General features: G+C 68.8%; 27 protein-coding genes. 6 read left to right on the forward strand and 21 right to left on the reverse strand.

Annotated elements, in window-relative coordinates:
• Nucleotides 1-8 precede the first annotated feature (8 nt).
• The 15 genes from OD997_RS04095 to OD997_RS04165 all read right to left on the reverse strand — a co-directional run bounded on the left by OD997_RS04095 (nucleotide 9) and on the right by OD997_RS04165 (nucleotide 12,125).
• Nucleotides 9-1,346, reverse strand: coding sequence for a hypothetical protein (locus OD997_RS04095; RefSeq protein WP_434330465.1), 1,338 nt, complete (start codon nucleotides 1,344-1,346; stop codon nucleotides 9-11).
• Nucleotides 1,347-1,351: 5 nt separating this feature from the next.
• Nucleotides 1,352-1,705 carry a hypothetical protein gene (locus OD997_RS04100; protein WP_434330466.1) on the reverse strand — a complete coding sequence of 118 codons (354 nt, stop codon included), beginning with the start codon at nucleotides 1,703-1,705 and terminating at the stop codon, nucleotides 1,352-1,354.
• Entirely contained in the window at nucleotides 1,702-2,127 is a 426-nt protein-coding gene (locus OD997_RS04105; protein WP_434330467.1) for a hypothetical protein, read from the reverse strand. The genes OD997_RS04100 and OD997_RS04105 overlap by 4 nt, the downstream gene beginning before the upstream one ends.
• Nucleotides 2,124-3,452, reverse strand: a complete 1,329-nt coding sequence (locus OD997_RS04110; RefSeq protein WP_434330468.1) for a FliI/YscN family ATPase — start codon at nucleotides 3,450-3,452, stop codon at nucleotides 2,124-2,126. Before OD997_RS04110 ends, OD997_RS04105 begins: the two co-directional genes overlap by 4 nt.
• Entirely contained in the window at nucleotides 3,449-4,090 is a 642-nt protein-coding gene (locus tag OD997_RS04115; RefSeq protein ID WP_434330469.1) for a FliH/SctL family protein, read from the reverse strand. The genes OD997_RS04110 and OD997_RS04115 overlap by 4 nt, the downstream gene beginning before the upstream one ends.
• A 133-nt stretch (nucleotides 4,091-4,223) precedes the next feature.
• Entirely contained in the window at nucleotides 4,224-5,306 is a 1,083-nt protein-coding gene (gene fliG / locus OD997_RS04120; RefSeq protein WP_434330470.1) for a flagellar motor switch protein FliG, read from the reverse strand.
• The gene (fliF, locus tag OD997_RS04125; protein WP_434330471.1) at nucleotides 5,303-6,943 is read right to left on the reverse strand and encodes a flagellar basal-body MS-ring/collar protein FliF; all 1,641 of its coding nucleotides are present in this window, start codon (nucleotides 6,941-6,943) and stop codon (nucleotides 5,303-5,305) included. Before fliF ends, fliG begins: the two co-directional genes overlap by 4 nt.
• Nucleotides 6,943-7,260 carry a flagellar hook-basal body complex protein FliE gene (fliE, locus tag OD997_RS04130; RefSeq protein ID WP_434330472.1) on the reverse strand — a complete coding sequence of 106 codons (318 nt, stop codon included), beginning with the start codon at nucleotides 7,258-7,260 and terminating at the stop codon, nucleotides 6,943-6,945. Before fliE ends, fliF begins: the two co-directional genes overlap by 1 nt.
• Nucleotides 7,260-7,652, reverse strand: coding sequence for a flagellar basal body rod protein FlgC (gene flgC / locus OD997_RS04135; protein WP_056307381.1), 393 nt, complete (start codon nucleotides 7,650-7,652; stop codon nucleotides 7,260-7,262). The genes fliE and flgC overlap by 1 nt, the downstream gene beginning before the upstream one ends.
• Nucleotides 7,649-7,996, reverse strand: coding sequence for a flagellar basal body rod protein FlgB (locus tag OD997_RS04140; RefSeq protein ID WP_434330473.1), 348 nt, complete (start codon nucleotides 7,994-7,996; stop codon nucleotides 7,649-7,651). Before OD997_RS04140 ends, flgC begins: the two co-directional genes overlap by 4 nt.
• A 109-nt stretch (nucleotides 7,997-8,105) precedes the next feature.
• Entirely contained in the window at nucleotides 8,106-8,384 is a 279-nt protein-coding gene (locus OD997_RS04145) for a hypothetical protein (protein WP_434330474.1), read from the reverse strand.
• A 7-nt stretch (nucleotides 8,385-8,391) separates the two neighbouring features.
• A complete protein-coding gene (fliS, locus tag OD997_RS04150) occupies nucleotides 8,392-8,802 on the reverse strand; it encodes a flagellar export chaperone FliS (RefSeq protein ID WP_434330475.1) in 411 nt (136 codons plus the stop codon).
• A 57-nt stretch (nucleotides 8,803-8,859) separates the two neighbouring features.
• Nucleotides 8,860-10,224, reverse strand: coding sequence for a flagellar filament capping protein FliD (gene fliD, locus OD997_RS04155; RefSeq protein WP_434330476.1), 1,365 nt, complete (start codon nucleotides 10,222-10,224; stop codon nucleotides 8,860-8,862).
• Between the two features lie 102 nt (nucleotides 10,225-10,326).
• Nucleotides 10,327-11,151 (reverse strand): flagellin, encoded by an 825-nt coding sequence (locus tag OD997_RS04160; RefSeq protein WP_311244215.1) that lies wholly within the window; start codon nucleotides 11,149-11,151, stop codon nucleotides 10,327-10,329.
• A gap of 116 nt (nucleotides 11,152-11,267) precedes the next feature.
• Nucleotides 11,268-12,125: a sigma-70 family RNA polymerase sigma factor gene (locus tag OD997_RS04165; protein ID WP_434330478.1), complete on the reverse strand. Its 858-nt coding sequence runs from the start codon at nucleotides 12,123-12,125 to the stop codon at nucleotides 11,268-11,270.
• Between the two features lie 199 nt (nucleotides 12,126-12,324).
• Here OD997_RS04165 and OD997_RS04170 point away from each other — a divergent pair, with 199 nt between their 5' ends.
• From OD997_RS04170 to OD997_RS04180, 3 genes are read left to right on the forward strand one after another with little or no spacing between them, the layout of a single operon-like run.
• A complete protein-coding gene (locus OD997_RS04170; protein WP_434330480.1) occupies nucleotides 12,325-12,915 on the forward strand; it encodes a sulfite oxidase-like oxidoreductase in 591 nt (196 codons plus the stop codon).
• Nucleotides 12,912-13,637 carry a ferredoxin reductase gene (locus OD997_RS04175; protein ID WP_434330481.1) on the forward strand — a complete coding sequence of 242 codons (726 nt, stop codon included), beginning with the start codon at nucleotides 12,912-12,914 and terminating at the stop codon, nucleotides 13,635-13,637. Before OD997_RS04170 ends, OD997_RS04175 begins: the two co-directional genes overlap by 4 nt.
• The gene (locus OD997_RS04180; RefSeq protein WP_434330482.1) at nucleotides 13,637-13,924 is read left to right on the forward strand and encodes a DUF6510 family protein; all 288 of its coding nucleotides are present in this window, start codon (nucleotides 13,637-13,639) and stop codon (nucleotides 13,922-13,924) included. The genes OD997_RS04175 and OD997_RS04180 overlap by 1 nt, the downstream gene beginning before the upstream one ends.
• Here the strand turns inward: OD997_RS04180 and OD997_RS04185 are convergent.
• Nucleotides 13,921-14,907: a Dyp-type peroxidase gene (locus tag OD997_RS04185; protein ID WP_434330483.1), complete on the reverse strand. Its 987-nt coding sequence runs from the start codon at nucleotides 14,905-14,907 to the stop codon at nucleotides 13,921-13,923. The two genes, OD997_RS04180 and OD997_RS04185, sit on opposite strands and share 4 nt — an antisense overlap.
• 144 nt (nucleotides 14,908-15,051) lie before the next feature.
• Here OD997_RS04185 and OD997_RS04190 point away from each other — a divergent pair, with 144 nt between their 5' ends.
• Together OD997_RS04190 and OD997_RS04195 are read left to right on the forward strand one after the other, a co-directional pair.
• Complete coding sequence (locus OD997_RS04190; protein ID WP_434330484.1) at nucleotides 15,052-15,411, forward strand: UBP-type zinc finger domain-containing protein; 360 nt, start codon at nucleotides 15,052-15,054, stop codon at nucleotides 15,409-15,411.
• Nucleotides 15,408-16,661, forward strand: a complete 1,254-nt coding sequence (locus OD997_RS04195; protein WP_434330485.1) for an FAD-dependent oxidoreductase — start codon at nucleotides 15,408-15,410, stop codon at nucleotides 16,659-16,661. Before OD997_RS04190 ends, OD997_RS04195 begins: the two co-directional genes overlap by 4 nt.
• On the opposite strand, the gene OD997_RS04200 is transcribed toward OD997_RS04195, so the two are convergent.
• The 3 genes from OD997_RS04200 to OD997_RS04210 are packed head-to-tail and all read right to left on the reverse strand — an operon-like array spanning nucleotide 16,662 to nucleotide 20,252.
• Nucleotides 16,662-17,873, reverse strand: coding sequence for a cupin domain-containing protein (locus OD997_RS04200; protein ID WP_434330486.1), 1,212 nt, complete (start codon nucleotides 17,871-17,873; stop codon nucleotides 16,662-16,664).
• A 14-nt stretch (nucleotides 17,874-17,887) separates the two neighbouring features.
• Nucleotides 17,888-19,534, reverse strand: coding sequence for an MFS transporter (locus OD997_RS04205; RefSeq protein ID WP_434330487.1), 1,647 nt, complete (start codon nucleotides 19,532-19,534; stop codon nucleotides 17,888-17,890).
• Complete coding sequence (locus OD997_RS04210) at nucleotides 19,527-20,252, reverse strand: alpha/beta hydrolase (RefSeq protein ID WP_434330488.1); 726 nt, start codon at nucleotides 20,250-20,252, stop codon at nucleotides 19,527-19,529. The genes OD997_RS04205 and OD997_RS04210 overlap by 8 nt, the downstream gene beginning before the upstream one ends.
• Nucleotides 20,253-20,477: 225 nt before the next feature.
• Between OD997_RS04210 and OD997_RS04215 the strand changes: the two genes are divergently transcribed.
• Nucleotides 20,478-21,530 (forward strand): PucR family transcriptional regulator, encoded by a 1,053-nt coding sequence (locus OD997_RS04215; protein ID WP_434330489.1) that lies wholly within the window; start codon nucleotides 20,478-20,480, stop codon nucleotides 21,528-21,530.
• 21 nt (nucleotides 21,531-21,551) lie between these two features.
• On the opposite strand, the gene OD997_RS04220 is transcribed toward OD997_RS04215, so the two are convergent.
• Both OD997_RS04220 and OD997_RS04225 read right to left on the reverse strand, forming a co-directional pair.
• Nucleotides 21,552-23,837 carry a helix-turn-helix domain-containing protein gene (locus OD997_RS04220; RefSeq protein ID WP_434330490.1) on the reverse strand — a complete coding sequence of 762 codons (2,286 nt, stop codon included), beginning with the start codon at nucleotides 23,835-23,837 and terminating at the stop codon, nucleotides 21,552-21,554.
• A gap of 98 nt (nucleotides 23,838-23,935) precedes the next feature.
• On the reverse strand, nucleotides 23,936-25,153 hold the full coding sequence (locus tag OD997_RS04225; protein ID WP_434330492.1) for an MFS transporter: 1,218 nt from the start codon (nucleotides 25,151-25,153) through the stop codon (nucleotides 23,936-23,938).
• Between the last annotated feature and the right edge of the window lie 6 nt (nucleotides 25,154-25,159).

The following is a 25,159-nucleotide window of genomic DNA, read 5'->3' on the forward strand; positions in this document are numbered from 1 at the left end:
TCGTCCTCTCAGGCGAAGATGTCGAGCCCCGCGCCGATGCCGGCGTGGGGTGTGGTCTGGATGAGGCGGGGAAGGTCGGAGGCGCGCTCGGCACCGGGGCGCTGTTCCGAACGCCCGCGACTCGCGTCGCGGTCGCCGCTGCCCTGCTCCCGCGCGGCGGCATCGCCCGCCGTCTGGCCGCTGCGGTCACCGTTCGCATCCGCCGCGGAGCTCTGGGTGACGCTCAGCGTGGCGTGCGGCATCACTGCGGCGAGGTCTCGGCGGAGGTCGACGAGGATGCCGCGCAGGGCATCGCGTCCGGCATCCGTGGCACCGCTGAGCTCGACCTGCACCTCGCCGCTCGCGCTGATGTGCGCGCGCACGGTGACCGGCCCGAGGCTGTCGGGGTTCACCGTCATGGTGAGGTGGTGGGTGCCCATCGGTCGCTGGGCGACGCTCACGACCACCGGCGAGACCTGGGCCGCGACGGCACGATTGGCGGGTGCGGTCTCCGGGGCCGACACGGGCGCCGCAGGTGTGACGGAGTTCTGGGGTGGAGCGACGGGCGCGGCGCTCGGCGAGGTCTGAGGGGTCGACGCGCTCGGTGCCCGCTCGCCGGACTCGACCCGTACCGCTGTCTCGTTCGACGACGGGTTCGTGTGCGACGCACCGAGGGCGAGCCCGGAAGACGAAGCCGTGGTGCCGGAGGCTGAGACCGGAGCAGGTCGCCCGGCGGACTCGACGCCCGGGGACTCCGGTCCGGACGAGAGCTGAGCCCCCGATGCGACCGATGCCGAGGATGCGACTGCCGATGCCGAGGAGGCGAGTGCCGGAGCCGAGGAGGCCGCGTCGCCGTCCGACCCGTCGACCGGCGCGGCGGCTGCGGGAAGCATCGTGCCCGCTGCCATGGGAACGCGCTCGCCCTCCGGCTGCGCTGAGACGATGGCCGAGGCGTCTGCCGACTCCGGTGCCACTGTCTCTGTCTCTGTCGCTGTCGCCGAGATCCCGACGCTGCCGACCACTGCGAGCGGTGCATCGTCGGAGCCGCCCTCCGTCACATCGGAATCCGCAGTCGGCTCTTCGCCCGGCGCCGCGGGACGCAGGTGCGCCGCGAGCTGGATCAGAGCGGTGGACGCGGCATCCCCTTCGAGGTCGGCGACGGCTGCCGAGCCGGGTCGCCCGTCGACGGCACCGGCTTCGCTCTCCCCCTCTGCACCGGGCGACGTCGCGGATTCGCCATCAGGAGCGGCGAGCATCTGCCCCGCGGTGGTCAGCGCTTCTCCGAACAACGATCCCGAGTGTCCGGACGTGCGCCCGGCGGCATCCCCGTCGGTCGAGGTGCCGAGCGACACTGCGAACAGGCTCACCGCGGTCATCCGAGCATCTCGATGAGCTTCTGCATAGACGCAGCGGATCCTGCCGAGCCCGACGTGTTCGCCGAGAACAGCGTCTGCAGAGCCGAGACGAGCTCGGCGTTCTTCGCGCTCGTGGTGGCATCCGCCGCCGCGCCCGCCGCAGAAGCGAGGGTCGTGGTCTCGGTGGATGCGGCCGCCTTCGCGGCCTCGAGCACGCCCGAGAACGTCGCCGCGCTGGCCGCACTCGTCGCGCCTGCCTCAGCAGTCGACGCGGTCGCGGTCGCCGCCGCTGCCCGAGCCACCGGATCGAGTGAGACGATCTGACTCTCGATCGCGTCGACGCGCGCGATCACGGATGCGAGGCCGCTCATGCGGCGCTCCCCTCTCGGCGTGAGGTGCGCACCACGGCGATCTCGTCGAGAGCCGTCTGCTCCGCGGCGAGCTCCGCCTTCGCGGACTCGACCCGGTGAGTGCTCTCGAGGCGCTCGAGGCCCTTGAGCTCACGGCGGGCATCGACGTGCGCGGACTTCGCGTCGGACTCCGCGCCCCGCCGCATGTCGACGAGGGCCTGCAGGTCGCTGAGGGTGCTGCGGCCGGCGGCTCTGGCAGCTGCCATGGCCATCAGTGCGCGGGGGTCATCGATCTGCGCGCTGATGTCGGCGAGGCTCGAGATCGCGGTCTGCTCGGCAGCCTCGGCCTGCGCGCGCTCGGCGCTCGCGCGGGAGAGCATCTCAGCGGCGACACGCTCCTGGGCGCCGCGTACCCGGAGAAGACCGGCCAGGGGGAAGGTCATGGGGTGAGTCCTCCGAAATCGGTGGTGAGGGCGGCGAGCTGCCGCCAGGAGTCGTCGGATGCCGTGAGGTCGTCCATCCGCTGCATGAGGAACCTCGCGATGGCGGCTTCGTGCGTGAGCGCGGCATCCACCAGGGGATTCGCGCCGGGCCGATAGGCGCCGATGTCGATCAGGTCGTTCGCGCTGCGACGAGCGGCCAGCACGCTCCGCAGGGTCACGGCGTCCTGCCGCTGCTCGGCGGTGGTGATCTTCGAGACCACACGCGACACGGAGCCGAGCACGTCGACGGCCGGGAAGTGTCCGCGGATGGCCAGCGCTCGGTCGAGCACGACGTGTCCGTCGAGGATTCCCCTCGCGGCGTCAGCGATCGGCTCGTTGTGGTCGTCGCCGTCGACGAGCACCGTGTAGAGACCGGTGATGGAGCCCACGGGCCCTGTTCCGGCGCGCTCCAGCAGACGGGCGAGGACCGAGAACGTCGACGGCGGGTAGCCGCGGGTCGCGGGCGGTTCGCCGGCGCTCAGCCCGATCTCGCGCTGCGCCATCGCGACGCGGGTCAAGGAATCCATCATGAGGACGACGTCGAGCCCGTCGTCTCGGAACCCCTCGGCGATACGCGTCGCGACGAACGCGGAACGCAGTCGCGCCATGGCCGGCTGGTCCGACGTCGCCACCACCACGACCGAGCGGGCGAGCCCTGCAGGGCCCAGATCGTCTTCGAGGAACTCCCGCACCTCGCGGCCTCGCTCGCCCACCAGCGCGATGACGTTGACGTCTGCCGTCGAGCCGCGCGCGATCATCGACATGAGCGACGACTTTCCCACACCGGAACCGGCGAAGAGGCCGAGACGCTGTCCGGTGCCCACGGGCGTCATGGTGTCGAGCACCCGCACGCCGAGGCCGAGCTGGCTGTCGATGCGCTGACGATCCATGATGCTCGGAGCGTCGTGGTCGAGGGGGACGAGCGTCGTGGACGAGTCCAACGATCCCTTGCCGTCGATCGGGCGACCGAGACCGTCCAGCACGCGTCCGAGCAGACCTCGTCCGGTCGGCACCAGCAGCGGCGCTCCCCCGTGACGCACGCGGGCGCGGGCCGTGATTCCGTCGAGGCGGCCGAGCGGCATGCACCGTGCGGAGGCCCCGTCCACGGCGACGATCTCGGCATCGACCGACCGACCGTGCGCCGCATCGATGCGGATCCGGTCGCCGACGGCGGCATCGATGCCGAGCACCTCGACACCCAGTCCTCGTACGGCCTTGACGGTGCCGGAGCGTTCGGGCTTCGCGGCGTCGAGGACCCGCTGCCAGGAGCTCGTCGCGACGGTCACACGATCACCTCGGCGCTGAGTTCGCCGTCTCCGCGATGCGCTGCCGCGGCGCGGGCGAGCGCTTCGGTGATCCTCGTGTCGACGGCGCCGTCCTCGATCTCGACGATCGCGCCTCCCGCGTCCACGGCGTGGGAGGCGACGATGTCGATCCCCCGCAGCGGGTCGATCGACGGAGCGTCCGACCGGAGGATCCGCGCGTCCTGCTCGCTGAACGACACCCGGGTCCATCGGTCCACGGGCATCTCCGCGATGGCGCGTCGCACGGCGTGTGCCGCCGATCGCGCCGGGTCCGAGAGCTCTGCTCCGAGGATGGTCGTCGCGAGACCGACGGCGAGCTCCTCGATCCGATCCGTCGTGAGCATGCTCAGCTCATCGATCCGCTGGTCGAGAAGCGACTGCGCGGCTTCCAGCGCGCGCAGCGCGGAGCCGCGCTCGTGCAGGTACAGCTCCTGGAGCTCCTGCATCCGCTGCTGCTGCGCGTGCTGCGCCAGATCGGCCTCGTCGAGCGCGAGCCGCCGCCCCTCCGCGAACCCGTCGGCGTATCCGCGGGTGCGTGCGCGATCGGCCTCGCTGCGGATGTCGATCGGAGTCTCGCCCACGCGCGGCACCACGAGGGGCGTGAAGGCGGAATCGAGCACGGTGGACACCTCGGGGTCAGATGACGAGGCCTGTCCGTGGCCCGAAGGGCGAGCTATCCGTGCTCTCTGCCGACTATCGCGACAGTGGTGTGCGGCCGTAACCATGTGCACCGAATCACGCGGGTGCGCGGGCTCACTCGATGAGCTCATCCTCGTCCTCGCGTGAGATCGTGATCTCCTCCGCGGCTTCGAGCTCGCGGATGATGCGTACGATCTCGGCGCGGGCCTCGTCGACCTGACGCATCCGCACAGGGCCCAGCACGCGCGTCTCCTCCGCCAGGTTCTCCTGGTTGCGCTCGGTCATATTGCCCTTCACCTTGTCGGTGATCTGCTCGTCCGCGCCCTTCAGAGCGAGCGCGAGCATGCGCAGGTCGATGCCGCGCAGCACTCGCTGGGCATCGCGATCCTCGAGGCGGGCGATGTCGGCGAACGTCACCATGCGGCTGCGGATGTCCTCAGCCAGTGCCAGGTCCCGCCCCTCGAGGCTCGCGAGCAGAGACTTCTCGAGTGCGGTGTCCGAGCGGTTGATGATCTCGACCAGGGGCTGCACGCCCCCGATCGACTCGTGGTTGTCGCGCATGGCGAACACACCGGTGCGCGAACGCAGCGAGTCGGCGACGATCGAGATCGCCTCCTGCGTGGCCGTGCCCATCGTGGCGATCGCCTGGGCGACGTCGGTGCGCAGCGGATCCTGCAGGGCGGCGAGAACTGCCGCCGCACGATCGGCGCGAAGGTTCGCCAGCACGACCGCGACCGTGGTCGGGAGCTCGCCCTCGATGATCGTGGCGAGCTGTGCGGGGTCAGCGGCGTTCAGGAAGTCGAACGAGACCGACCCCTGGGACATCACGCGTCCGACCATCCCGACGGCCTTCTCACGCCCGAAGGCGGTCTCCAGCAGGCCGGTCGCGAACTCCTGCCCGCCGCGGGACGGCACCGCTCCGCCGATGGCGATGCGGCGGAACTCACCGAGTGCGCGCGCGGTCGAGGCGACGTCCACCCCGCCGAGCTGGGTGAGTTCCGCGGCCAGCATCTCGGCGCGCTCCTCGCCGAGATGACGCAGCACCTCAGCGCTGGCGGCGCGGTCCATGTTCATCAGCACGATCGCGGCCTTGCGCAGGCCGCTCATCTCGGCAACCGGTGCGGCAGCGGCGACGGCGGCGGTCGACACCTCGACCGTGTCGGCCTGAGCGTCCAGCACATCCGTGAGCAGGCTCATACCCTCGCCTCATCCATCAGGTCGGCCAGGGCGGTGGCGATCGCGTCGGGCTCGCGCTTGGCAAGATCGTCGATCTCGCGCCGCCGACGCTCGACGAGCACCTTGTCCGGCTCCGGCTCGTCGTCGAGGTCGACCATCGCCGACGGAAGCAGCTTCGTCGGTGCCGTCGGCACGATCGCATCGGCATCCTTCAGCCCGCGGAGCGACTTGAGCTTCTGCTCCTCGCTCTCCGTGACCGTGGCGAAGTACTCGATCGGACCTTCGTCCGTGTACAGCACACGGCGCTTCATCCGACGACGCACGACCAGGAAGACGATCAGGATGATCACGGCGAGAAGCACAGAGCCGCCGATGATCGCCGACTTCAGCAGCTCCTGCTGGAACTGCGAGTCGCGCTCGGCCTCCGCAGCCGCGAGAGCGGTCTGCGCAGCTGTGGCTCCGGTCTCGCTGAACTCGACGAACTCGACCGCGATCTCGTCGCCGCGTTCGACGTCGATCCCGGCGGCCGATGCGACGAGCGACTCGATCTGGTTCGCGGTCACGCCCGTGACCGTTCCACGGTTCAGCGCGATGCTGACCGTCTGTCGGGTCACTTCACCGGCCGGGGTGATCGTCTTCTCGGTCGACTTGTTCACGGCGTTGCTGCGCGAGGTCTCCTCGAACTCGTAGGCGCCGTTCCCGTCGGCACCGTTGGGCACCGCGATGTTGTCGGGTCCGAGCACTCCGGTGCCCCCGCCCTGACCGCCGGTGTACGTCTCGGTCTTGGTCTGCTCCGACGCGCTCAGGTCTCCCTCGGGCGCGGAGTACGTCTCGTCCATGCGCTCAGAGGTCGAGTTCGCGACATCGGCCGACACCGTGACCGTCGCGTTCCCCGGACCCACGATGGTCTCGAGCATCTTGCTGACGGATGCGGCGACCTTCGCCTCGTGCTCGGTCGCCTGCTTCGACGACGAGCCCGTGAGCCCCGTGCCGACGGCGGAGAGCACCCTGCCGTCCTGGTCGGTGACCGCGACATCCTCGGGCGTCATGCCCGGCACCGCGGCGCTGGTCAGGTGCACGATCGCCTCGATCTTCTCGTCGCTGAGAGTCGCCCCGCTGCGGGTCTTCACGAAGACCGATGCGGTGGGGCTCTGCCGCTCCGACACGAAGACGCTCTCTTCGGGGATCGCCAACTGCACGGATGCGGTGGAGATTCCCTCCATCGCGCCGATCGTGCCCGCAAGCTCCCCCTCGATCGCCCGCTTGTAGGTGACCGACTGCTGGAACTCGCTCGCGGTCACGCCCATCTTGTCGAGCAGCGTGTATCCCTCGCTGGTGTCACCGGGAAGACCGGCGGATGCCGCAGCGAGCCGCTGCGCGTACACCTGGTCGTCCGGTACGAGGATGGTGGCGCCGCCCTCTGTGAGTTCGTAGCCGACGCCGGCGGACTTCAGCTGCTCGACGACAGCCGAGGCATCCCCCGCACTCAGCCCGGTGAACAGCGGACTCATCTGCGGCTTGGTCAGCCATGATCCCAGAGCGATGGCGCCCATGACGAGCAGGGCCAGGCCGATGATGGCGATCGTGCGCTGGGCGAGCGAGAATCCCCCGACGACCTGCTTCGCGCGGTCGTAGTATCCCGTGAGCATCTTCGGCATCAGGCCTGCATCCTCATGATCTCGTTGAACGCCGACACGCTGCGATCACGGACGGCGACCACCAGATCGAGCGTCACCGAGGCCCGACTCGAGGCGATCATCGCCTGGTGGATGTCCTGCAGGTCGCCCGTGACGGCCTGGACGGCCAGCCCGTTCGACGTCGACTGCAGCTGCTGGAGGTTCTCGACGGCACCCGTGAGGGAGGTCGCGAACGCGCCCGCCGACGACGCACCGGTGGCTTCAGGACCGGTCTCGAAGCTGAGGGGTGCAAGCGGGGTGACACCCGCGGCGGAGACCGCCTCGACAGCGCCGCTCATCAGTTGCGTCCGATCTGCAGCGCGGCCTCATAGGTCGTCTTGGCGCGGTCGACGACCGCGGCGTTCGCCTCGTATCCACGCTGGGCGAGGATGAGCATGCTCATCTGGTCGCCGAGCTCGACGTTGGGGTACTGCACGTATCCGTCCTCGTTCGCGTACGGGTGCTCGGGGTCGTAGACGAGCTTGCCCTCGGCGTCCGACTCGACGACGCCCGCGACGTAGACCCCGGGGCTGTCGGTGCCCGCCTGCACGGTGACGAACTTCTCGCGGAAGGCCTCCTGGCCTGCGGGAGTGGCGGTGTTGACGTTGGCGATGTTGTCGCTGAGCGCATCGAGCCACTTGCGGTGCGCAGTCAGGCCCGTGCCGGCGATGCCGATGGCGTCGAAGGTCATGCGGAGGCCTGACCGATCGCCTTGGTGATCGATGCGGCTTGACCGCCGATCGCCTGGCTGGCGAACTGGAATCGCAGCACCGTGTCGATGTTCGACAGCGTCTCGGTGTCGAGGTTGACGTTGTTGCCGTTCAGCCGGGTGGGCTCGAGCGACCGCTCGACGGTGGCTGCGACGGTGCCGGAGCCGTTCTCGACGGCGGATCGCAGCTCGTCCTCGAACCGGACGCGCTGCGCCTGGTAGTCGGGGGTGTTGACGTTGGCGATGTTCTCGGCGATCGAGCGTTGGCGCAACGCCAGACCGTCGAGAGCGCTGATCAGCGCGGAGGAGGTGACGGATTCGAGCACGGGGGCACTCCGGATATTGGTGGAGAGGCCGATCCTTGGCCAATCGTCGAGCGATCCGTGCTCTGTGTGGACTATCGCGACAGTCCGCGCTCGCCGTAACCCCGAGTGCTCACCCTTGGACGTCGAGGTAGATGGGGGCGTCCTGTCGTGCGCTGGGGACGCGGCGCAGTGCAGCGATCTCGCGGGCCACGTGGGCGCGCGACGCCGTGAGTCCGCCGATCATGAGCTGCTGTCGGGTGAGCACCGCTTCGGCGCGCGCCCTGAGCTCGTCAGGGATCGGCCCGGACGGCGGCTCGAAGGCCCGGGGGTCGAGCGTCTCGTCTGCGGCGTCGAGCGCGCGCTCGAACTGCTCGAGCACCGCGAGCCACTCGGTCAGATTATCGGGCACGTCTGTCTCAGCCCAGAGCCGAGGCGCGTGGCGCGGAAGCGGTCGTGATCTCGGCTGCCGCGTGCCAGGCGTCGCGCAGCGGCGCGACGAGTTCCCGGCATTCCGCTGTCGCGGCGCGGTCCCGCGAGATGTTCGCGGTGATCAGGCGGGCGGTGAGGTACGTGTATACGCCGCGCAGCTCCTCCGCGCCGTCCCAGACATCGGTGAGCGAGCCGTTGAGCTCGGCCACGATCCACTGCGCGTGCGTCAGATGCGTGCCGGCGCCCGGCCAGTCCTCGGCATCCTGCGCGGACGCCGCGCGGTCGATGTCCACCAGGAGGCGATCGTAGAGCAGGGTGAGCAGACGCTCGGGGGTGGCCGATGCCACCTGCTGCTCGAGGTACTGCTGCTTGGCCCGGTCGAGGGAGGTGAGTGCCATGTGTGCGAGCTCCGATGCGGTGCGGGGTCAGGAAGACGGGTGTGAATGCCGGAGGCGTCAGGAATCCGACGACGAGGAGAGACCGGCGAGCTGAGAGGTGAGCCACGAGGACTGCGACTGCAGCTTCGAGAGCTGGACCTCGAGCTGCGCGTAGGTGCGCTCGAGCGTGGCCTGTCGCTGCTCGAGCCGGATGTCCCAGCGCTCGACCTGGGTCTTGAGCGTCTTGACCTCGCTCTCCTGACCGGTGATCCGCTGGGTGAGGAGTCCGTCGTACTTGTCGGAGTACTGATTCGTCACGCCCTCCACGCGTCCCGCGATGGACGAGAACAGCTCCTGCGTCTTCTCAGGATCCTCAGCGAGCGCCTTGGCGAACTTCTCGGCGTCGAAGGAGAGCACTCCCTTGTCGCTGATCGCGATGCCGATCGTCGAGGGCGAGACGCCGTCGACCGGATGCTGCATCGCACTCGTGAGTGCGCCACGGAGGTTGCGGACGGTGCTGTCGCCCGTGAACACACCCAGGGTGGTCGTCTCGCCGACTCCTCCGACCGTCGCCGTCGATCCCTTGTCGATGCGGGTCAGGAGTGCGGCGATCTCCTTGACGAAGGCCTCGGCCGTCGTGGTCTGCTTCTTCGCATCCCGTGCCACGGTCACCGTCACAGGATCGGCACTCGCGGTCGTGACGGTGACCTCGATGCCCTCCCCGACGCTGATCGTGTTGCTGGCGCTGTTCAGCGTCTGCTCCGCGGCGGTGCCGGCGAAGAGGCGGATGCGAGCGTCGGCGCCCTGCGTGATGATCGCGGCGCCCGGCTCGGCGCCGAGATCCGCAGCGGTTCCGGAGGCGACGTCGGCGGCCGTGCCCCTGTGCACGGTGAAGCCGCCGGTGGTTCCCGTCTCGATCGAGGTGAGCTGGATGCGCGAGAGCGGCTTGCCGTCGGCATCCGTGCCCGCGGGGACCACGGTGGCACTCACGCCGGCCTTCGAGGCGTTGATGGCCTTGGCGAGATCCTGCGGCCCCGTGCCGAGCGGGGTCACCTCCACGGATTCTCCGTCGGATCCGACGAGGGTGAACGTGCCGCCCCACGCCGTCGATCCGCCCGCGGCGGTCACGACCGAGTGCGCGGTGGCGACGGCGTCGACGACGATCGCCGTGGAGAACGCGGTGGCCTTAGCCCCTGCGGTGACAGTGACGGTGTCGGAGGAAGACGTCGCGGTGAACGACGCCAGCGACGTCGGACCGGCGGCGGTCTTGGACTTCGCCACGAGCTCCTGCAGTGTGGTGTTCAGCGACTGGAGGTTCGTGATGATCGAGTTGCGGTCCGCGATCTTGTTCGTGATCAACGTCTTCGGAATGGCCGAGACATCCATCAGCGCCTTGATGAGCTCTTCCGTCTTGAGCCCTGATACGAGTCCGTCGAGTTTCATCCCGGTCGTCTTCCGTGCGATGCGGTCAAGGGTGTCCTACAGGAAGGCGCCCGAGCGGAGATGAATCCGCCCGGGCGCCCGATGCGCCTCAGGCGCAGCGACTCAACGGAGAAGCTGCAGGACGCCCTGGCCCGACTGGTTCGCCTGCGCGAGCATGGCGGTACCGGCCTGCTGCAGGATGTTCGAGGCGGTGTACTTGACCATCTCGGCGGCCATGTCGGTGTCCGCGATGCGGCTCTTGGCCGCAGCGAGGTTCTCGGCCGAGACCTGCAGCGAGTTGATCGTCGACTCGAAGCGGTTCTGCACCGCACCGAGACCGGCGCGAGCCGTCGAGACGCCGGTGATCTGCGTGTCGATCGTCGCGATCGACGCGAGAGCGGTTGCGGCGGAATCGACGGTCAGGCCGCTGATCGTGGCACCCAGACCCGAGAAGTTGGTGAGGGTGACAGCGATCTGGTCCTCGGCGGCCTCGGAGCCTGCGCCCACCTGGAACGTCAGCGTGCTCGCGCTGTCGAGCAGCTTGATCCCGTTGAAGTTCGTGCTGGCTGCGACGCGGGTCAGCTCCTCGCCGAGCGTGTTGATCTCGGTCTTGATGGCATCACGCGAATCGGCGTTGTTCGAGTCGGAACCCGCCTGGACCGCGAGGTCGCGGACACGCTGCAGGATCGAGTGGACCTCGGTCAGGGCGCCTTCTGCGGTCTGGATGACCGAGATGCCGTCCTGAGCGTTGCGGGCTGCGACGTTCAGGCCGTTGACCTGCGAACGCAGGCCCTCGGAGATGGCGAGGCCGGCGGCGTCATCTGCTGCGCGGTTGATGCGCAGACCGCTCGAGAGCTTCTCGAGCGACTTCGAGACGTCGTTCTGGTTGACGGACAGGTTGCGGTACGCGTTGAGTGCACCGACGTTGGTTGCGATCTGAAGACCCATGAGTGTTCCTCCGTGGTTATGGGACTGAATGCGGGTCCATCCGTGGACCTGCACAACCGATATTCGCGACATGCGACGTCGGCGTAACCACCGATCGCGAAGATTCTGACATCGCCTCAGATCGCGACGAGGAGTTCACCCGATCGGTCGCGCGTGTCGACGCGGGCGGGGCCGAACAACGCCTCGAAGAACTCGGTCTTCGCCTTGGTGGAGCGGTCACCCGTCGTGCCGTTCTCCCAGGCCTCCATGGCCTCGCGCATGAGGACGAGGCCGCGGGAGCGCAGCTTCGACACATAGGCGTGGCTGACCGCGAGCTCCTCGGCGATGTCCTTGACCATGCGGTCCTCGAGGTAGATGCCGCGCACGACCTGCTGCATCGCCGCAGGAAGAGCATCGACCACGCGGTTCACCATCGTGCGTGTCTCGGACTGCTCGACCGCGTGCTCGGGGAGGATCACGCTGTCGGTGAGATCGACCGCCTGGCGACCTGTCTCGACATCGAAGTGCTCGTCGAAGCTGATGGCGGTGCGCACCATCTCGTCGAGCTGCATCATCTCCGAGACGGCCTCGACGTCGAGCCCGGATTCCCTCGACAGTTCGGCGATGCTCGCGGCGCGCCCTGTGCGGGCGAGCACCGTCTCGGCGGCGACCCGCAGGCGTTCGATCTTGTCGCGGCCCCGTTCCCCCGCAGGGTCGGCTCGGCGCATCTCCGACAGCATCGCCCAGTTGATCTGACTGCTCGCGAACGCCCCGAACGGGATGCCCCGGGATGCGTCGTACGACATCGCCGCCCGGGCAAGGCCCAACCGCGCAGCGGACAGGAGATCGTCGAGATCGACGTGGGTGGCCGAGCGTGCCTTCTCGACCGCGAGGAACGTGGCGAGCGGCATGTTGTCGCGCGCCAGCTGATCGGGGGTCGGAGGGATGTCGGCACTGGTGCCGGAATCAGCGGAAACGCCAGAATTACTCAGCAATGTGACTCCGTGGCTCTGTCGACTGTTTTACGAGTGAAGCTAGCACGAAGTTCACGTTTATGAGTAAAAAAGGCACATAACAATCTGACCCTGTCGGCCATAGACTCAGGGCGATACGCGCACCAGGCTTCGACATGTGCAGCAGGGCCGTGGCTGCGCGATCGGGTGGAATGGGTTCGACCGACGAAAGAGGACGAGCATGGGTGTGATCTCCCGCGGATTCGGTGCACGGCGACGCGAATCGGACGACCGCCTCCCGCCCGGCCAGTACCTGACGGAGGACTTCCCGGTCCTGTCGGCCGGGCCGACCCCGCGTGTCGCGACGGACACCTGGGAGTTCGCGGTCGTCGGCCTCGACGGCATCCGCCGCACCTGGTCATGGGAACAGCTGCAGGCGCTCCCCATCGACGACGTCACCACCGACATCCATTGCGTGACCCGCTGGTCGAAGCTCGGCACGCGGTGGCGAGGGGTGTCTCTCGATCACCTCCTGGCGGACGCCGGCGGAGGCGATTACACCCGGGTCTTCTCCTACGGCGGCTACACGACGAACGTCCCCCGAGCCGACCTCACCGGCGGCAAGGCATGGGTCGCGTTCGAGTTCGACGGCCAGCCCCTCGCAGCCGAGCACGGAGGCCCTGCCCGACTGCTGGTGCCGCATCTCTACTTCTGGAAGTCGGCGAAATGGGTGCACGGCCTGGATCTGCTCGAGAAGGACGAACCCGGCTTCTGGGAGCAGAACGGCTACAACATGTACGGCGACCCCTGGAAAGAGGAGCGGTACTGGTGACCTCCGCACCGCTGTGGCTCGTCGCCACAGTCGTCGCGGCACGACCGGCCACGCCGCACGGTCGGGTGCTCGAGCTGCGGGTCGACGGCTGGCCGGGCAATCTCGCCGGTCAGCACGTCGACGTGCGCCTGACCGCGGATGACGGATACCAGGCGGTCCGGTCGTATTCACTCGCCTCCTCCGGCGACGCCGCGCTGCTCGAACTGGCGGTCGACGAGGTGCCCGACGGAGAGGTCTCCCCCTATCTCGTCGAAGACGTCCGGCCCGGCGACGAGCTCGAGGTCCGCGGTCCGATCGGCGGGTACTTCGTCTGGACTCCCGACCACACCGAACCCGTGCAGCTGATCGCCGGCGGATCCGGCATCGTGCCGCTGCTCGCGATGGCCCGGGTGCACGCCCGCTCCGGCAGCCCCGCACCGATGCGGATGCTGTACTCGGTGCGATCGAGCGACGACGCGTTCTACGCCGACGAGCTGCAGGGCCTCGTCGACGACGCCTTCCTCCTCGACTGGGCCTATACCCGAGCGACTCCCGACGGCTTCCCGAGGCCCGCCGGACGAGTGGACGCCGCCACGATCGCCGCCTCGACGATCGCTCCCACGGAGCATCCCTCGGTCTTCGTCTGCGGGCCGACCGGTTTCGTCGAAGCGGTCGCAGATCTGCTCGTCACGGCGGGGCACTCCCCCGACCGCATCCGTACCGAGCGCTTCGGAGGTGCCTGATGGACTCTGCCCACCCCGGCCATCGCGAGAGGGTCGACGGCAATGCCGCCGGCGGGCTCCTGCTCGAGATCTTCGGCCGAGACATGACAGGCGCCCGTGCCGCCTGCGCACACTGCGAGCACGAGGCCGCGTTGGCGGATGCGATCGCCGAGCTGGATGCGGCGGGCGTCATCCTGCTCTGTCGAGGGTGCGGTCACACTCTGCTGACGTATCTGCGGTCGACCGCCGAGCGCACACTCACGATCGGCGGTCTCACCCGGCTGCAGTGGTCACCCGATCCGCGCTAGTGAGCACCCGGTGAAATAACGGGCAGCTGCTCGTCGGCGAGCCCCGCGAGGAAGTCCGCCGACGGCGCGAAGAAGGTGCAGCCGGTCGTCGCCGATGAGAAGTCCAGCAGCCGGTCGTACGCGCCGGGCGGGTCACCGATGAACATCTTCTCGAGCATCTTCTCGATGACCCACAGGTACCGGGAGTAGCCGATGAAGTAGGTGCCGAACGACGACGACCCCGGGCTCCCGAACGGCATGTTGTCGCGCAGGATGTCGTGCTCGACTCCGTCCACGACGATGGTGGCGAGGGTCTTGTGCGATTTCTGACCGACATCGGCATCGTCCAACTCGATGTTGTCCGCCTTCTTGCGACCGATGATGCTCTCCTGCTGCTCGGTCGTCAGCGTCTGCCACTGACCGAGGTCGTGCAGGTACTTCTGGATCACGACGTAGCTGCCCCCGACGTTGTCGCCGTCCTCCGCGCCCACGAGAGTCGAATCGGCCACGGCGTTCCCGACCGGATTCGCGGTGCCGTCGACGAAGCCGAGCAGGTCGCGGACGTCGAAGTAGCGGAACCCCGTGGTCTCGTCGATCACCGTCACGGCATCGCCGAGCGCACCGAGAAGCTGGCGCTCGAACTCGAACACGAGATCCCGACGGTTCGCGCGGATGTGGAACAGCAGGTCGCCGGGGGTGCTCGGCGCCGTGTGCACCGCGCCTCCGACCGTCACGAACGGGTGCAGCTCGGCCGGAGCCTTCCGGGCCGTGAGCCTCGACCAGAGCGATGATGCGATGCCGACGGTGCACGACAGCTCGGCGTCGAGGTCGCGGAAGCCGACGTTCTTGACGATGTCGTCGATGCCGCTGATGACGTCTCGCGCCGTACCGGCCGCGTCCGTGCCGGGGCCGACCTCGAGTACCAGGAAGGTCGCGCTGGAGGTCAGAGGCGCGTCGACTTTCTGCGACTCGATGGGGACGCGGCGGGAGGGAGAGCTGCTCACGTTCTCGAACCTAGAGGATGACAGCGAGCCGCGCTTCGACGACTGTCGGAGGAAAAGACCGGTCGCACCGGGCACCCTTGAGCACGACGAGGAAACCGGACATCATGACCTCGACAGCACACACCGACGACAGGAGGATCGCTCATGAGCGACGCCAGCGACTTCATCCGTGCGGACGTCCCCCCATCCGGACCCGGGTGCGCGGACTGCGAGAAGATCGGCTCCTGGTGGCTGCATCTGCGTCGGTGCGCCTTCTGCGGACACATCGGATGCTGCGATGACTCCTTGCACAAGCATGGGACCACGCACGCGCACACGAGCGGCCATCGAGTCATCCAGAGCTTCGAGCCCGGCGAGGACTGGTTCTGGGACTTCGGCACCGAGACCGCCTTCGACGGTCCCGCTCTGGCTCCCCCGCGGAGCCACCCGCTGACACAGACCACCCCCGGACCCGCTGAGCGGGTGCCGGCGGACTGGGAAGAGCAGCTCGCCGGGAACGCATGATCGCGCCCGCAGACGACAAGCAGCCTCTCCGCGTCGTCGCGGATGCCGATGGCCCGGATGCCTACGCCCTGCGCGACTATCTGACCCGCAGCGAGGTCCCGTTCCTCTCGATCGTGGTGCCGCCGGGATCCGCGTCTGCGGCAGGCGTCGACCTCGTCGGCAGGGCTCTGCCTCTCGTGATCCTGTCAGACGGCGCCATCCTCGAGGACCCGACCCCTGAGCAGGTCGCGGCGGCGCTGGGCTGGGTCAATCCGCCGTCCCGGTCGACGTACGACCTGATCATCCACGGTGCAGGTCCTGCCGGACTCTCGGCCGCGGTCTACGCGGCGTCGGAGGGTCTCTCCGTCGCGGTCGTCGAACGCGACGCCGTGGGCGGACAGGCGGGCTTCAGCAGCCTGATCGAGAACTATCTCGGCTTTCCCGGCGGAATCTCCGGGGCAGAGCTCGCCGAACGTGCACGCCGGCAGGCGGTCTCGTTCGGTGCCGACCTCGTGCTCATGCGTCACGGGGTCGACCGCACGTTCACCGACCACGACGTGCGGGCCCGACTGGCCGACGGCTCCGAGATCCACGCACACGCCGCCCTGTGCGCGACGGGGGTGCAGTGGCGCCGACTCGACCTGGCTCGCGCGCACGATCTCGAGGGCGCGGGCGTCTACTACGGCGCCGGCACCAGCGAGGCCTCCGCCTGCATCGGTCTTCGCGTCTACGTGGTCGGCGGCGCGAACTCCGCCGGGCAGGCCGCGATGAATCTCGCCGCGCACGCCGCGCACGTCACAGTGCTCGTGCGCGGGCCGTCGCTCTCCGCCACCATGTCGGCGTACCTGCTCAACCGACTCGCCGTACAGCCGAATGTCACCATCCTCGTGAATACCCGGGTCGTGGCCGTCGACGGAGACGACCACCTGCGCGAGATCACCCTCGACCAGGCCGGTGCCACCACGCGGGTGCCGGCCACCCACCTGTTCGTCTGCATCGGCGGAGCGCCCAACACCGAATGGGCGCAGACCACCGATGTGCGGCTCGACAGGCGCGGTTTCGTGCTCACCGGCATCGACCTCTCCCCCGGCGACCTGGATCGATGGCCCCTCGAGCGCGCGCCCCACTACCTCGAGACGTCTGTTCCCGGGGTCTTCGCCGCCGGCGACGTCCGGGCCAACTCCGTCAAGCGCGTCGCATCGGCGGTCGGCGAAGGCGCGATGGCGGTCACCCTCATCCACCGCTACCTGGCCGAGGTCGCGCCGCTCTGATCAGCGCAGCGGGGTGATGCCCTGTGCGCCTCGGGGGAAGGTCGCCAGCACCGCGGGGTCGATGTTCAGGTGCGCGGCGACGAGCTGCGGTGGCACGTGCGCGAGCCAGTTCGCGAGCGAGATCTCCTCGTACCTGTCGGTGCGGAACACCTCGAGGAACTGCAGCACGTCGTCGCCGGTGTTCTCGATGTAGTGGCCGAGGTTCTTGCGCACGACGCCGACGTCGCCCGCGCGGAAGTCGGTCGTGTTCGCATGGGGGCCGGTGTTGAAGACGGTCATGCGCGCTGAGCCGCGCAGGTAGTACTGCCACTCGTCGGCGTTCGGGTGCCAGTGCAGTTCGCGCATGGATCCGGGCTCGACGGTGACGAGTGCGGCGGCGACCGTGCTCGAGTACGCGTAGTTGGTCGAGTCGGCGATCTGAATGGATCCGCCGGAGTTCTCGTACAGAGGCTTCGACCGCGACAGGCGGAAGATGACGGGCTCCATGCCCCATTCCACGCCCGCGGCGGCCTGGTCGACGTCGAGCGCAGGCGGTTCTTCCCCGGGGAAGATCCAGAGGTTGTGCAGCGGGATGTCGGAGAAGACCGACTGCGCGACACCGAAGTTCTTCGCGAGCACCTCGGGCGGGGTGTGGGCGAACCAGTCTGTCAGCAGCAGCGTGTTCGACTCCGACTGGTCGCCGTCGTCGAACGCGAGCACGAACTCGGCGCCGTCCGGGCCGAGGCCCTGCAGGGAGTGCGGGGTGCCGGCGGGGAAGAACCACAGGTCACCTTCCTCCACGTCTTCCACCGCGGGAAGGCCCGAGCGGCTGAGAGTCGTGACCCGTGCCTTACCCCGGGTCATGACCGCCCACTCGGCGGTCTGGTGCCAATGCAGCTCGCGGATGCCGCCGGGCTCGAGGTACATGTTCACTCCGGCGATCTCGTCCGAGATGTGGAAGTCCTGCTTCGTCAGTTCCCGTGCCCAGCCGCCGCGCTGCACACGGCGGGGGGAGATGTTGAACGAGGACCAGAAGAACGGCTGCGTGCTGATGTCGGTCGCCGGCGCGTGCATCTGGTTCGGGAACTGCGACTCGATGACCTCGTTCTGCGGTCCGGTCATCGTGTTGCTCTGCGGACGGTCGGCGATGTTGATCTCGCCCTCCTGCGGCAGATCGGGGTCACCCAGCGAGGGCACCTCGGGGCGAGGGATGGACTGCTCGTCGGGAACCATGTGAAGGCCTCTCTCTACTCGTGCGTGGGGATGGTCGAAGGGCGGTGGCGGTGAGGTCGCGGGATCTCGAGCAGGTGCTCGATCTCCGGCGCAGTGTCGCTCATGGCGCGGGCCCGAGAGATGAGCTCTGCATCGAACTCGGTGGTCCGCCCCTCGTGCTGGCTCACATGCTCTCGCCATGAGCCGACCCCGTACGCCTCGACGACCGAATCCGGATCGTCCGCATCCTCGTACACCTGCCACCGTCTGGCTCCGGTCCGCAGACGCGTCTGCTCCACGCGCTGCATCAGGTCGAGGAACTCACGTCTCCGCGCCTGCGGAACCCGATACCGGACCAGAACCAGAACGGCGGAGTCGTCGTCGCCGTCCGCGCGCGGCCGATCCTCGACTCCGGGCACTTCGACGATCCCCCGACCGATGCCTGCCGTCGCGGGCATGGGCCACACCAGCAGAGAGAGCCCACCGAGTGCGCACAGGACCCCTGCCCCGACGACCACCAGTCCCGGATCCCAGATGGCCGCGAGCACACCTGCGCCCGCAGAGCCGGCGGCGGTGCATCCGAACAGCACGAGCTGGTAGAACGACAGGCCGCGCGTGCGCACCCAGACGGGCAGGAATGCCTGGATCGTTCCGTTGATGGTGGCGATCACACCGATCCAGGCGAGCCCGGTCGCCACCAGCGCCGGGAAGGTGATCCACAGGGTGGGCGAGGTGACGAGCGCCACGAGGCCCGCGCCGAAGAGCACGGACGACGCGAGGACCACGCCGTTGACCGCCGCGACCCGACGCGCCCACGGAAGCACGAAGGCTCCGACGATCGACCCGGCGCCCAGGGCGGCCAGCAGCAGTCCGTAGCCGCTCGCGCTGAATCCGAGCGAGCTCTTGGCGATGGTCGGCAGCAGCGCCCACAGCGCGTTCGCGGGGACCAGGAAGACGGCGAGGCGCAGCAGGATGAGCCGCACGACCCGCGAATGGCGGATGTAGCGGATGCCGGCCCTGGTCGCGTCGACGAACGGCTCGGGCCGCGTCGCGGGTGGACGGTACGTCTTCCAGAAGAACAGCACCCCGAGGAACACGAGGAACGAGAGCGCGTTGAGGAGGAAGACCGCCGCGACCCCGAACTGCGCGACCACGAGGCCGGCGATCGCCGGTCCCACGGCCCTCGCGATGTTCACGCCGATCGACGAGAGGCTCGCCGCGTCGATGAGCAGCTTCGGCGGCACGATGTCGGGTACGAGCGCCTGGAACGCCGGAAGCTGGATGGCCGAGACCGTCCCCAGCACGAACGTCGACGCCAACAGGATCGTCGTGGTCGTCTGACCGACCGCCGTCAGGTAGGTCAGCCCGAGAACGACCGCGAGCTGCACGATCTGCGACCAGAGCAGCACGCGCCGACGGTTGAGGAACTCGCCGATCACACCGGCGGGGATCGCGAACAGGAGCACGGGCGCGGCCGACGCCGTCTGCACGAGCGCGACCAGCAGCGGGGATCCGTCGTCCTGCACGAGCAGCCATTGAGCGCCGACCGTCTGCATCCAGCTTCCGATGTTGCTGACGATCGACGCCAGCCACACCAGACGGAAGATCGGCACGGCGAGAGGAGCGAAACCCGCACGCCATCCGGTGCGGCCGTCGGCCGATGCCACCTGCGGCTCAGCCATGGCTCGCGACCTCCCGAAGGATGCCGTCGATGATCCGCACGATGTCCGTGGCGTGGGTCTGCGTGACCAGATGCGGCCCGTCGAGTGCCGTCACCGTCCGGCAGCCTGCCCTCCGATACCCGAAGCGCTGCATCTGCGGGGCGACCAGGCGATCCTCGGTCGCCACCACGCCCCAGCTGGGCTTCGTCCGCCAGGCGGTCTCCATGGCACGCTCGGCGAACACCGAATCGGCGATCGGCCGCTGCGATACCGCGAGAACACCCGACTCGTCGGAGGGCAGGCCCTCGGCGAGCAGACGGGCGAAACGATCAGGGGTGACGGTGAGTTCTGTGCGGAAGGTTCCGTCGCCATCCGGGAACAGAGCAGACGCGAGATGCCCTGATGCCTCGGCCGGGGCGAACCGACCGCACAGCTCGTCGATGCTCTCGCCCCGCTCGAGCGCGTACCCCGCGATGAACAGCAGTCCGGTGACATTGTTCGCCCCGCCCGCCACGGTGATCACCGCTGCGCCGTATCCGTGACCGACGAGGAGCACCTCTCCGTCGACGCGCTCGACGAACGAGCGGATGTAGTCGCAGTCGCCATGGAAGCTGCGACCGATCACCGCAGGGGCGAGCACCCGGTGTCCGCCGTCGAGCAGACGGAGAACGACCGGCCACCACCCCGAGGCATCCAGGAAGGCACCGTGCACGAGGACGACCGTGCTGGTTCTCATCATCTCGCCACCTCGCGGTCGTCGTCCGTGTGAGACGAATCTAAGAACCGAGGCGTCCACGACCATCCGACAGGAGTCGAATACCGGGCATCCCACTTCTGCCTGCTTTCCGCCTGGTGTGCGAGCTCCCGAGAGAGTTGCATGAGACGTACTCGAGTTCGATGACGGGATTCCCTCCATCGACGCAGAGCGACACGGTGAGCCCATCCCCCGCACAGGAGCGAACCCATGACGATCAGCGACACGACGACGGACGCCAACTCCCTGGCGCTGCATGAGATCGCCCTCCAGCTCGAGGCGTCCCTGAACCGCTGGGTGGTCATCCGCGAGTCCGGGGCGGCGGCACCGGCGGACGAAGCATCGGCGTCGCTCCTCTCCGTCCCGGTGCAGGACGACGGTGCAGCCATCGCGTTCATCCTGGTCGATCCGGGCGCCGGCACCCCCCTCACGGCGAGCGAGTTCGAAGCCGTCGATGCGGCGTCCGCGCTCGTCAGGATCACCCTTCGTCGTGGCCCCGGTTCCGTGCGGGCGGATCGCGAGTCGATCCTGCGGGATCTGCTGGACGCCGAGGAGTCGGTGCGCCGAGACGCCTACTCGCGCGCACTCCGGCAGAGGTGGGTGGACCGCGAAGCGGGCACGGTCGTGCGCGCGATCCTGATCGATTCCGCAGTCACAGACGTCGACCGCATCGCCTTCGGCCGCCACCTCGCCCATCTTCGTCCCGTCCCCGCTCACTTCGTCACGCTCGAGGGCGGTGTGGTCGTGCTGGTCGGGCAGCCGGCCGACGGCGACCTCGCCGACGTCCTGCTGCAGGAAGCCGCCCGACGCGGGATGAGGATCCTCGGAATCGGATCCGCGTCGCCTGCGAGAGGCGCGACAGACCTCCGCAGCGCCGCCGACGAGGCGGCGATCGCCGCCTCTCTCGCCGCAGCCCTCCCCCAGTTCCATCCGTCCGTCGACGCGAGCGAGCTCGGCGGCTGGCGGCTGCTCGCCTCCGCATCCGCAGACCCCGACGCCCTTCGGATCATCTCGCCGGCCGCGCACGTCCTGTACTCCCAGACCGACGACAGCCAGCGCCTCACCGTCGAGACGTACCTCGACGTCGGTGCGAACGTGGTCGCCGCGTGCCAGATCCTCTTCGTCCACCGCACGACCCTCTACTACCGGCTCGAGCGCATGCCCCCGCTGGTCAAGGAGGCGCTCGACGACGGTGTGAAGCGCAGCACTCTGCACCTGGCACTGAAGCTCATCCGGCTCTGGGAATCCACCGGTCGACTGTGACGTCGGTCTTGCATCCGCCGATCAGGCCGAAGCCGTGGCCGCGCCGGGTGATTCGGGTGTGCCGATCAGCGACACCTCCCGGCGCACTCTGGCGAAGATGAACGCCTCGCTGCTGCCCGGCCCGAGAAGGCGCAGCGCCTCATCCGCCTCAGCGATCGCCGCCTCTCCCTCGCCGGCTTGGATGAGTACCCGGATGTGCCGACGCATCATCAACAGCACTCGGGTGTCGTCCTTCAGAGCGCGAGCGAGGGCGAGGCCCTGCTCGCCGATCCGCATCGCATCCTCATGCCGCCCGACGGCGGAGTATGCATCGATGAGTTCGAGACATGCCGCGTACTGGGTGATGACCCCGGTGACGCTGTCAGCGGTCGCGGCGGACCGCACCCGCGCGAGTGCGGCCTCCGCTTCCTCGATGGATTCGAGGAACTGACCGCGCTTGCTCTTGATCAGTGACGACAGCAACTGGGCGTTCTCCGAACCCGTCGTCTCCTGGGCGTCGGTGAACGCGTCGATCGCGGCGACCGCGGCCGCATCCGCCTCCACCAGACGATCGAGTGTCCAACTCGCCCAGCCGATGTAATAGTGCGCCCACCCTTGCTGCGCGACGTCGCCGGCCCGCATCGCTGCGGCCAGCGCCGCACGTGCGGTCACCACCGCCTTCTCCCGATCACCGACCTCGACGATCTCGGCCCACGCGACATAGCCGAGCTGCGCGGCTTCTTTCGCCGGGTCCCCGAGGCTCTCCGCCGCGCTCGCCGCGAGCGAATAGAACCGGTGCCAGTTGCCCCACGTCATCCAGATGTCCGAGTACCAGTGCAGCGCATCGGCGACGTCGCAGACCGTCTCGTCTTCTCCGACCTCGGCGGCCTCGGTGTATGCCGGCCACCAGTGCTCGGCCTCGGTGCGGATCCACGCTGCGGCGGCCTCTGCGCTCGTGAACCCGCGGCCGGTGCGCCCGAGCGCGGTCGGCTCCCTCTGCGGCTCGTACCAGGCGCCCGCGCGTTCCAGGGTTCCGAGAAGCCAGGAGCGGATGTGGTCGCCGCGACGCGCGATCTCATCGGGTCCGACCGACGCACGCAGCTTGCTCCGCCCGAAGAGCCGCATCAGGTCGTGCAGACGGTAGCGATCGCCGCCGCGCGCCTCGAGCATCCCCAGATCTGTGAGATCGTCCAAGCGCGATTCGACCTCTGCGAGATCAGACGAACGCACCGCCGCAGCGGCGAGATGTGCGCCGAACGTCCTGCCGTCGATGAGGGAGATCCAGCGGAACAGGGCGGCGGTGCGCGGGTCGAGCTCGTCGTAGGAGAGCGAGATGGCCGCTTCCACTGCCAGATCGCCGGCGACGAGAAGGCGCAGCCGGTCCTCCGACGTGCGCATCCGACCGAGCAGATCATCGACCGTCCATGCGGGCCGACTGGCGATGCGATTGCCGACCACGCGCAGCGCCAGGGGGATGTCGTCGCAGAGGCCCGCCACCTCGCCCAGAGCATCCTCTCCGCTCGCCGCCTGCGGGATCAGCCGATGCAGGAAGGCGATGCTCTCCTCCCGGCGGAGCGGTCCGAGACGCAGTCGCCGCACGCCCTCGAGGCCGGCGAGACTGCGACGAGAGGTCACGACGACGACATCGCCGGCGCAGATCGACAGGATGGGACGGATCTGCGCCTCGTTCGCGACGTTGTCGAGCAGCACCGTGACCGGGGCGATGTCGACGGCTGCCCGCCATCGTGCTCTCGCCTCGCCGAGATCCGCGGGCGGTTTCTGCTCGGCCCCGGGAAGCTGGCGCAACATCGCGGTCATCACCTGCAGCGCACTGAGGGGCGACGAGCTGAAGCCGTCCAGCCCGAGGAAGACCGCAGGGCGGCCGCTCGACCGATCTCGCTCGAGGATCTCGATCGCGACGGTCGTCTTGCCGATTCCCGGAGCCCCGCTGATGATCAGCGCAGGGCGCTGGGTGTCGGACGCCCGTGGCCCGTGGAGGATCTCGAGCGCTTCATCGATCTCGGCATCACGTCCCGAGAAGTCGAACACCCTGTGCGGGGAGATCGCGCCAGGGCCGTCGGGGGCCAGGGCGGCTCGGGGGCGGGCGCGCGCCGCACGCAGGAAGGCATGCTGATCGGCTGCGTCCAAGCCGAGTCCGTCAGCCAGTGCGTCGACCGTGCGACGTTGCGGAGAGGTGCTCGCGCCTCGTTCGAGGTCGCCGATCGTGCGCACACTCACGCCCGACTGCGCGGCGAGCGCTTCGAGGGTCAGATTATGGCCCACTCGCAGCGACCGCAGCAGCAGCCCGAAGGGTGAGGGTTCGGTCACGACGTCCGCCTTTCGCTGATGTCAGCTTGGCAGGTCTTCTCCTCGCGATGATGGCGCGCCGGTTACGGGGCGGTTTCGTCACCGGTCGGCACAGGCGATCAACCCTGCGCGCGAGACGCCGGGCGGACGATCGCGCGACGCATGACCAGGGCTGCTGAGACGGTCGCGACCAGGACGATCGAGATGAACACGAGCAGCACCGTCGTCTGCGACGCGAAGGAGAGGATGACTCCGATCGCGAGCACCGGCAGAGCGAGCCCGCAGTATGCGATCAGGAAGATCAGCGCGAGCGTCTCGCCGCGGCGTCCCGGCTCTGCAAGACCGGATGCCGTGGCGACCGCCGACTTGAACAGCAGCCCCACACCGACGCCGGCCACCACGCCTCCGCCGAGGAACACCCCCAGCGAGGGCAGCAGTGTTCCTGCCGCGACCGCGACGAGGCCCAGTGCGCAGCACACGGCCGCGACGGTGAGCTGGATGCGCAGCGGGACGCGAGCGAGAGCCACCTGCCCCGATGCCGCGGCGGCGAACACCGAGCACGCCGTGACCCCGGCGAGGAGGTGGTCGTGTTCGCCGAACGTGCTGATGAGGATCGTCGGTGCGAGCGAGGTGAAGAGCCCGAAGAGGGCGAACCCCGCGAAGGCGCCGAACCCGGCGGCGATGAACGCGGTTCTCGAGCTCGGCGGAGCGGCGATCCGCTGGGGCCGGTATCGCCGTGGCTCACTCGGGGGCGCCACGGTCTCGGGGACGCAGGCGACGGCGATCGCGACGGCGATGAGCACGACGAGGAAGACCGCGTGCGGCAGCACGAGCGGCGCGGGGAGGAACTCGGCGAACAGCCCTCCGATCAGTGGCCCGAGCGCCAATCCCCCGAGATTCGCGGCACCGGCCACGGACGCCGCGACGATGACGTTCTCGGTCGGTCTGGCATGTGCGCGCAGTTCGCCGAGATGCGCGGTGGCGGTGGCGGTGAGGATGCCGACACTCGCGCCGTTCACCAGCCGCGCGACGAGAAGACCGGGCACCTCGTGCCACAGCAGGAACAGGACGGCACTGAGAGCGGCGATGAGGATCGCGATCACCAGCATCCGTCTCCGACCCATCCAGTCGCTGACGTGCCCGAGCAGGAACAGGCTGAGCACGACGCCGACGGCGAAGGCCGCGAAGATCAGCGTGATCACCGAGACCGGGAAGCCGTCGGCCTCCTGGTACAGCGGATAGAGCGGTGTGGGCACCGTCGCGTACGCCATCACGAGCAGGAAGGCGGCCGCGACCACCCAGAATCCCGCACCGTGCGAGATGCGAGAGTTCGACATGGTGGA

Origin of the sequence: Microbacterium sp. CGR1 (assembly GCF_051062835.1) — a bacterium.
Classification (GTDB): Bacteria; Actinomycetota; Actinomycetes; order Actinomycetales; family Microbacteriaceae; genus Microbacterium.

What these genes read in the sequence shown, in the direction of transcription:
- fliS (WP_434330475.1), bottom strand. Translation starts at nt 8,802, where the DNA reads ATGGCACTCACCTCCCTCGACCGGGCCAAGCAGCAGTACCTCGAGCAG.
- OD997_RS04190 (WP_434330484.1), top strand. Translation starts at nt 15,052, where the DNA reads ATGAGCGACGCCAGCGACTTCATCCGTGCGGACGTCCCCCCATCCGGA.
- OD997_RS04200 (WP_434330486.1), bottom strand. Translation starts at nt 17,873, where the DNA reads ATGGTTCCCGACGAGCAGTCCATCCCTCGCCCCGAGGTGCCCTCGCTG.
- OD997_RS04105 (WP_434330467.1), bottom strand. Translation starts at nt 2,127, where the DNA reads ATGACCTTCCCCCTGGCCGGTCTTCTCCGGGTACGCGGCGCCCAGGAG.
- fliF (WP_434330471.1), bottom strand. Translation starts at nt 6,943, where the DNA reads ATGCCGAAGATGCTCACGGGATACTACGACCGCGCGAAGCAGGTCGTC.
- OD997_RS04215 (WP_434330489.1), top strand. Translation starts at nt 20,478, where the DNA reads ATGACGATCAGCGACACGACGACGGACGCCAACTCCCTGGCGCTGCAT.
- OD997_RS04160 (WP_311244215.1), bottom strand. Translation starts at nt 11,151, where the DNA reads ATGGGTCTTCAGATCGCAACCAACGTCGGTGCACTCAACGCGTACCGC.
- OD997_RS04210 (WP_434330488.1), bottom strand. Translation starts at nt 20,252, where the DNA reads ATGATGAGAACCAGCACGGTCGTCCTCGTGCACGGTGCCTTCCTGGAT.
- flgC (WP_056307381.1), bottom strand. Translation starts at nt 7,652, where the DNA reads ATGACCTTCGACGCCATCGGCATCGCCGGCACGGGCCTGACTGCGCAC.
- OD997_RS04195 (WP_434330485.1), top strand. Translation starts at nt 15,408, where the DNA reads ATGATCGCGCCCGCAGACGACAAGCAGCCTCTCCGCGTCGTCGCGGAT.
- OD997_RS04205 (WP_434330487.1), bottom strand. Translation starts at nt 19,534, where the DNA reads ATGGCTGAGCCGCAGGTGGCATCGGCCGACGGCCGCACCGGATGGCGT.
- OD997_RS04180 (WP_434330482.1), top strand. Translation starts at nt 13,637, where the DNA reads ATGGACTCTGCCCACCCCGGCCATCGCGAGAGGGTCGACGGCAATGCC.
- OD997_RS04170 (WP_434330480.1), top strand. Translation starts at nt 12,325, where the DNA reads ATGGGTGTGATCTCCCGCGGATTCGGTGCACGGCGACGCGAATCGGAC.
- OD997_RS04100 (WP_434330466.1), bottom strand. Translation starts at nt 1,705, where the DNA reads ATGAGCGGCCTCGCATCCGTGATCGCGCGCGTCGACGCGATCGAGAGT.
- fliG (WP_434330470.1), bottom strand. Translation starts at nt 5,306, where the DNA reads ATGAGCCTGCTCACGGATGTGCTGGACGCTCAGGCCGACACGGTCGAG.
- fliE (WP_434330472.1), bottom strand. Translation starts at nt 7,260, where the DNA reads ATGAGCGGCGCTGTCGAGGCGGTCTCCGCCGCGGGTGTCACCCCGCTT.
- fliD (WP_434330476.1), bottom strand. Translation starts at nt 10,224, where the DNA reads ATGAAACTCGACGGACTCGTATCAGGGCTCAAGACGGAAGAGCTCATC.
- OD997_RS04225 (WP_434330492.1), bottom strand. Translation starts at nt 25,153, where the DNA reads ATGTCGAACTCTCGCATCTCGCACGGTGCGGGATTCTGGGTGGTCGCG.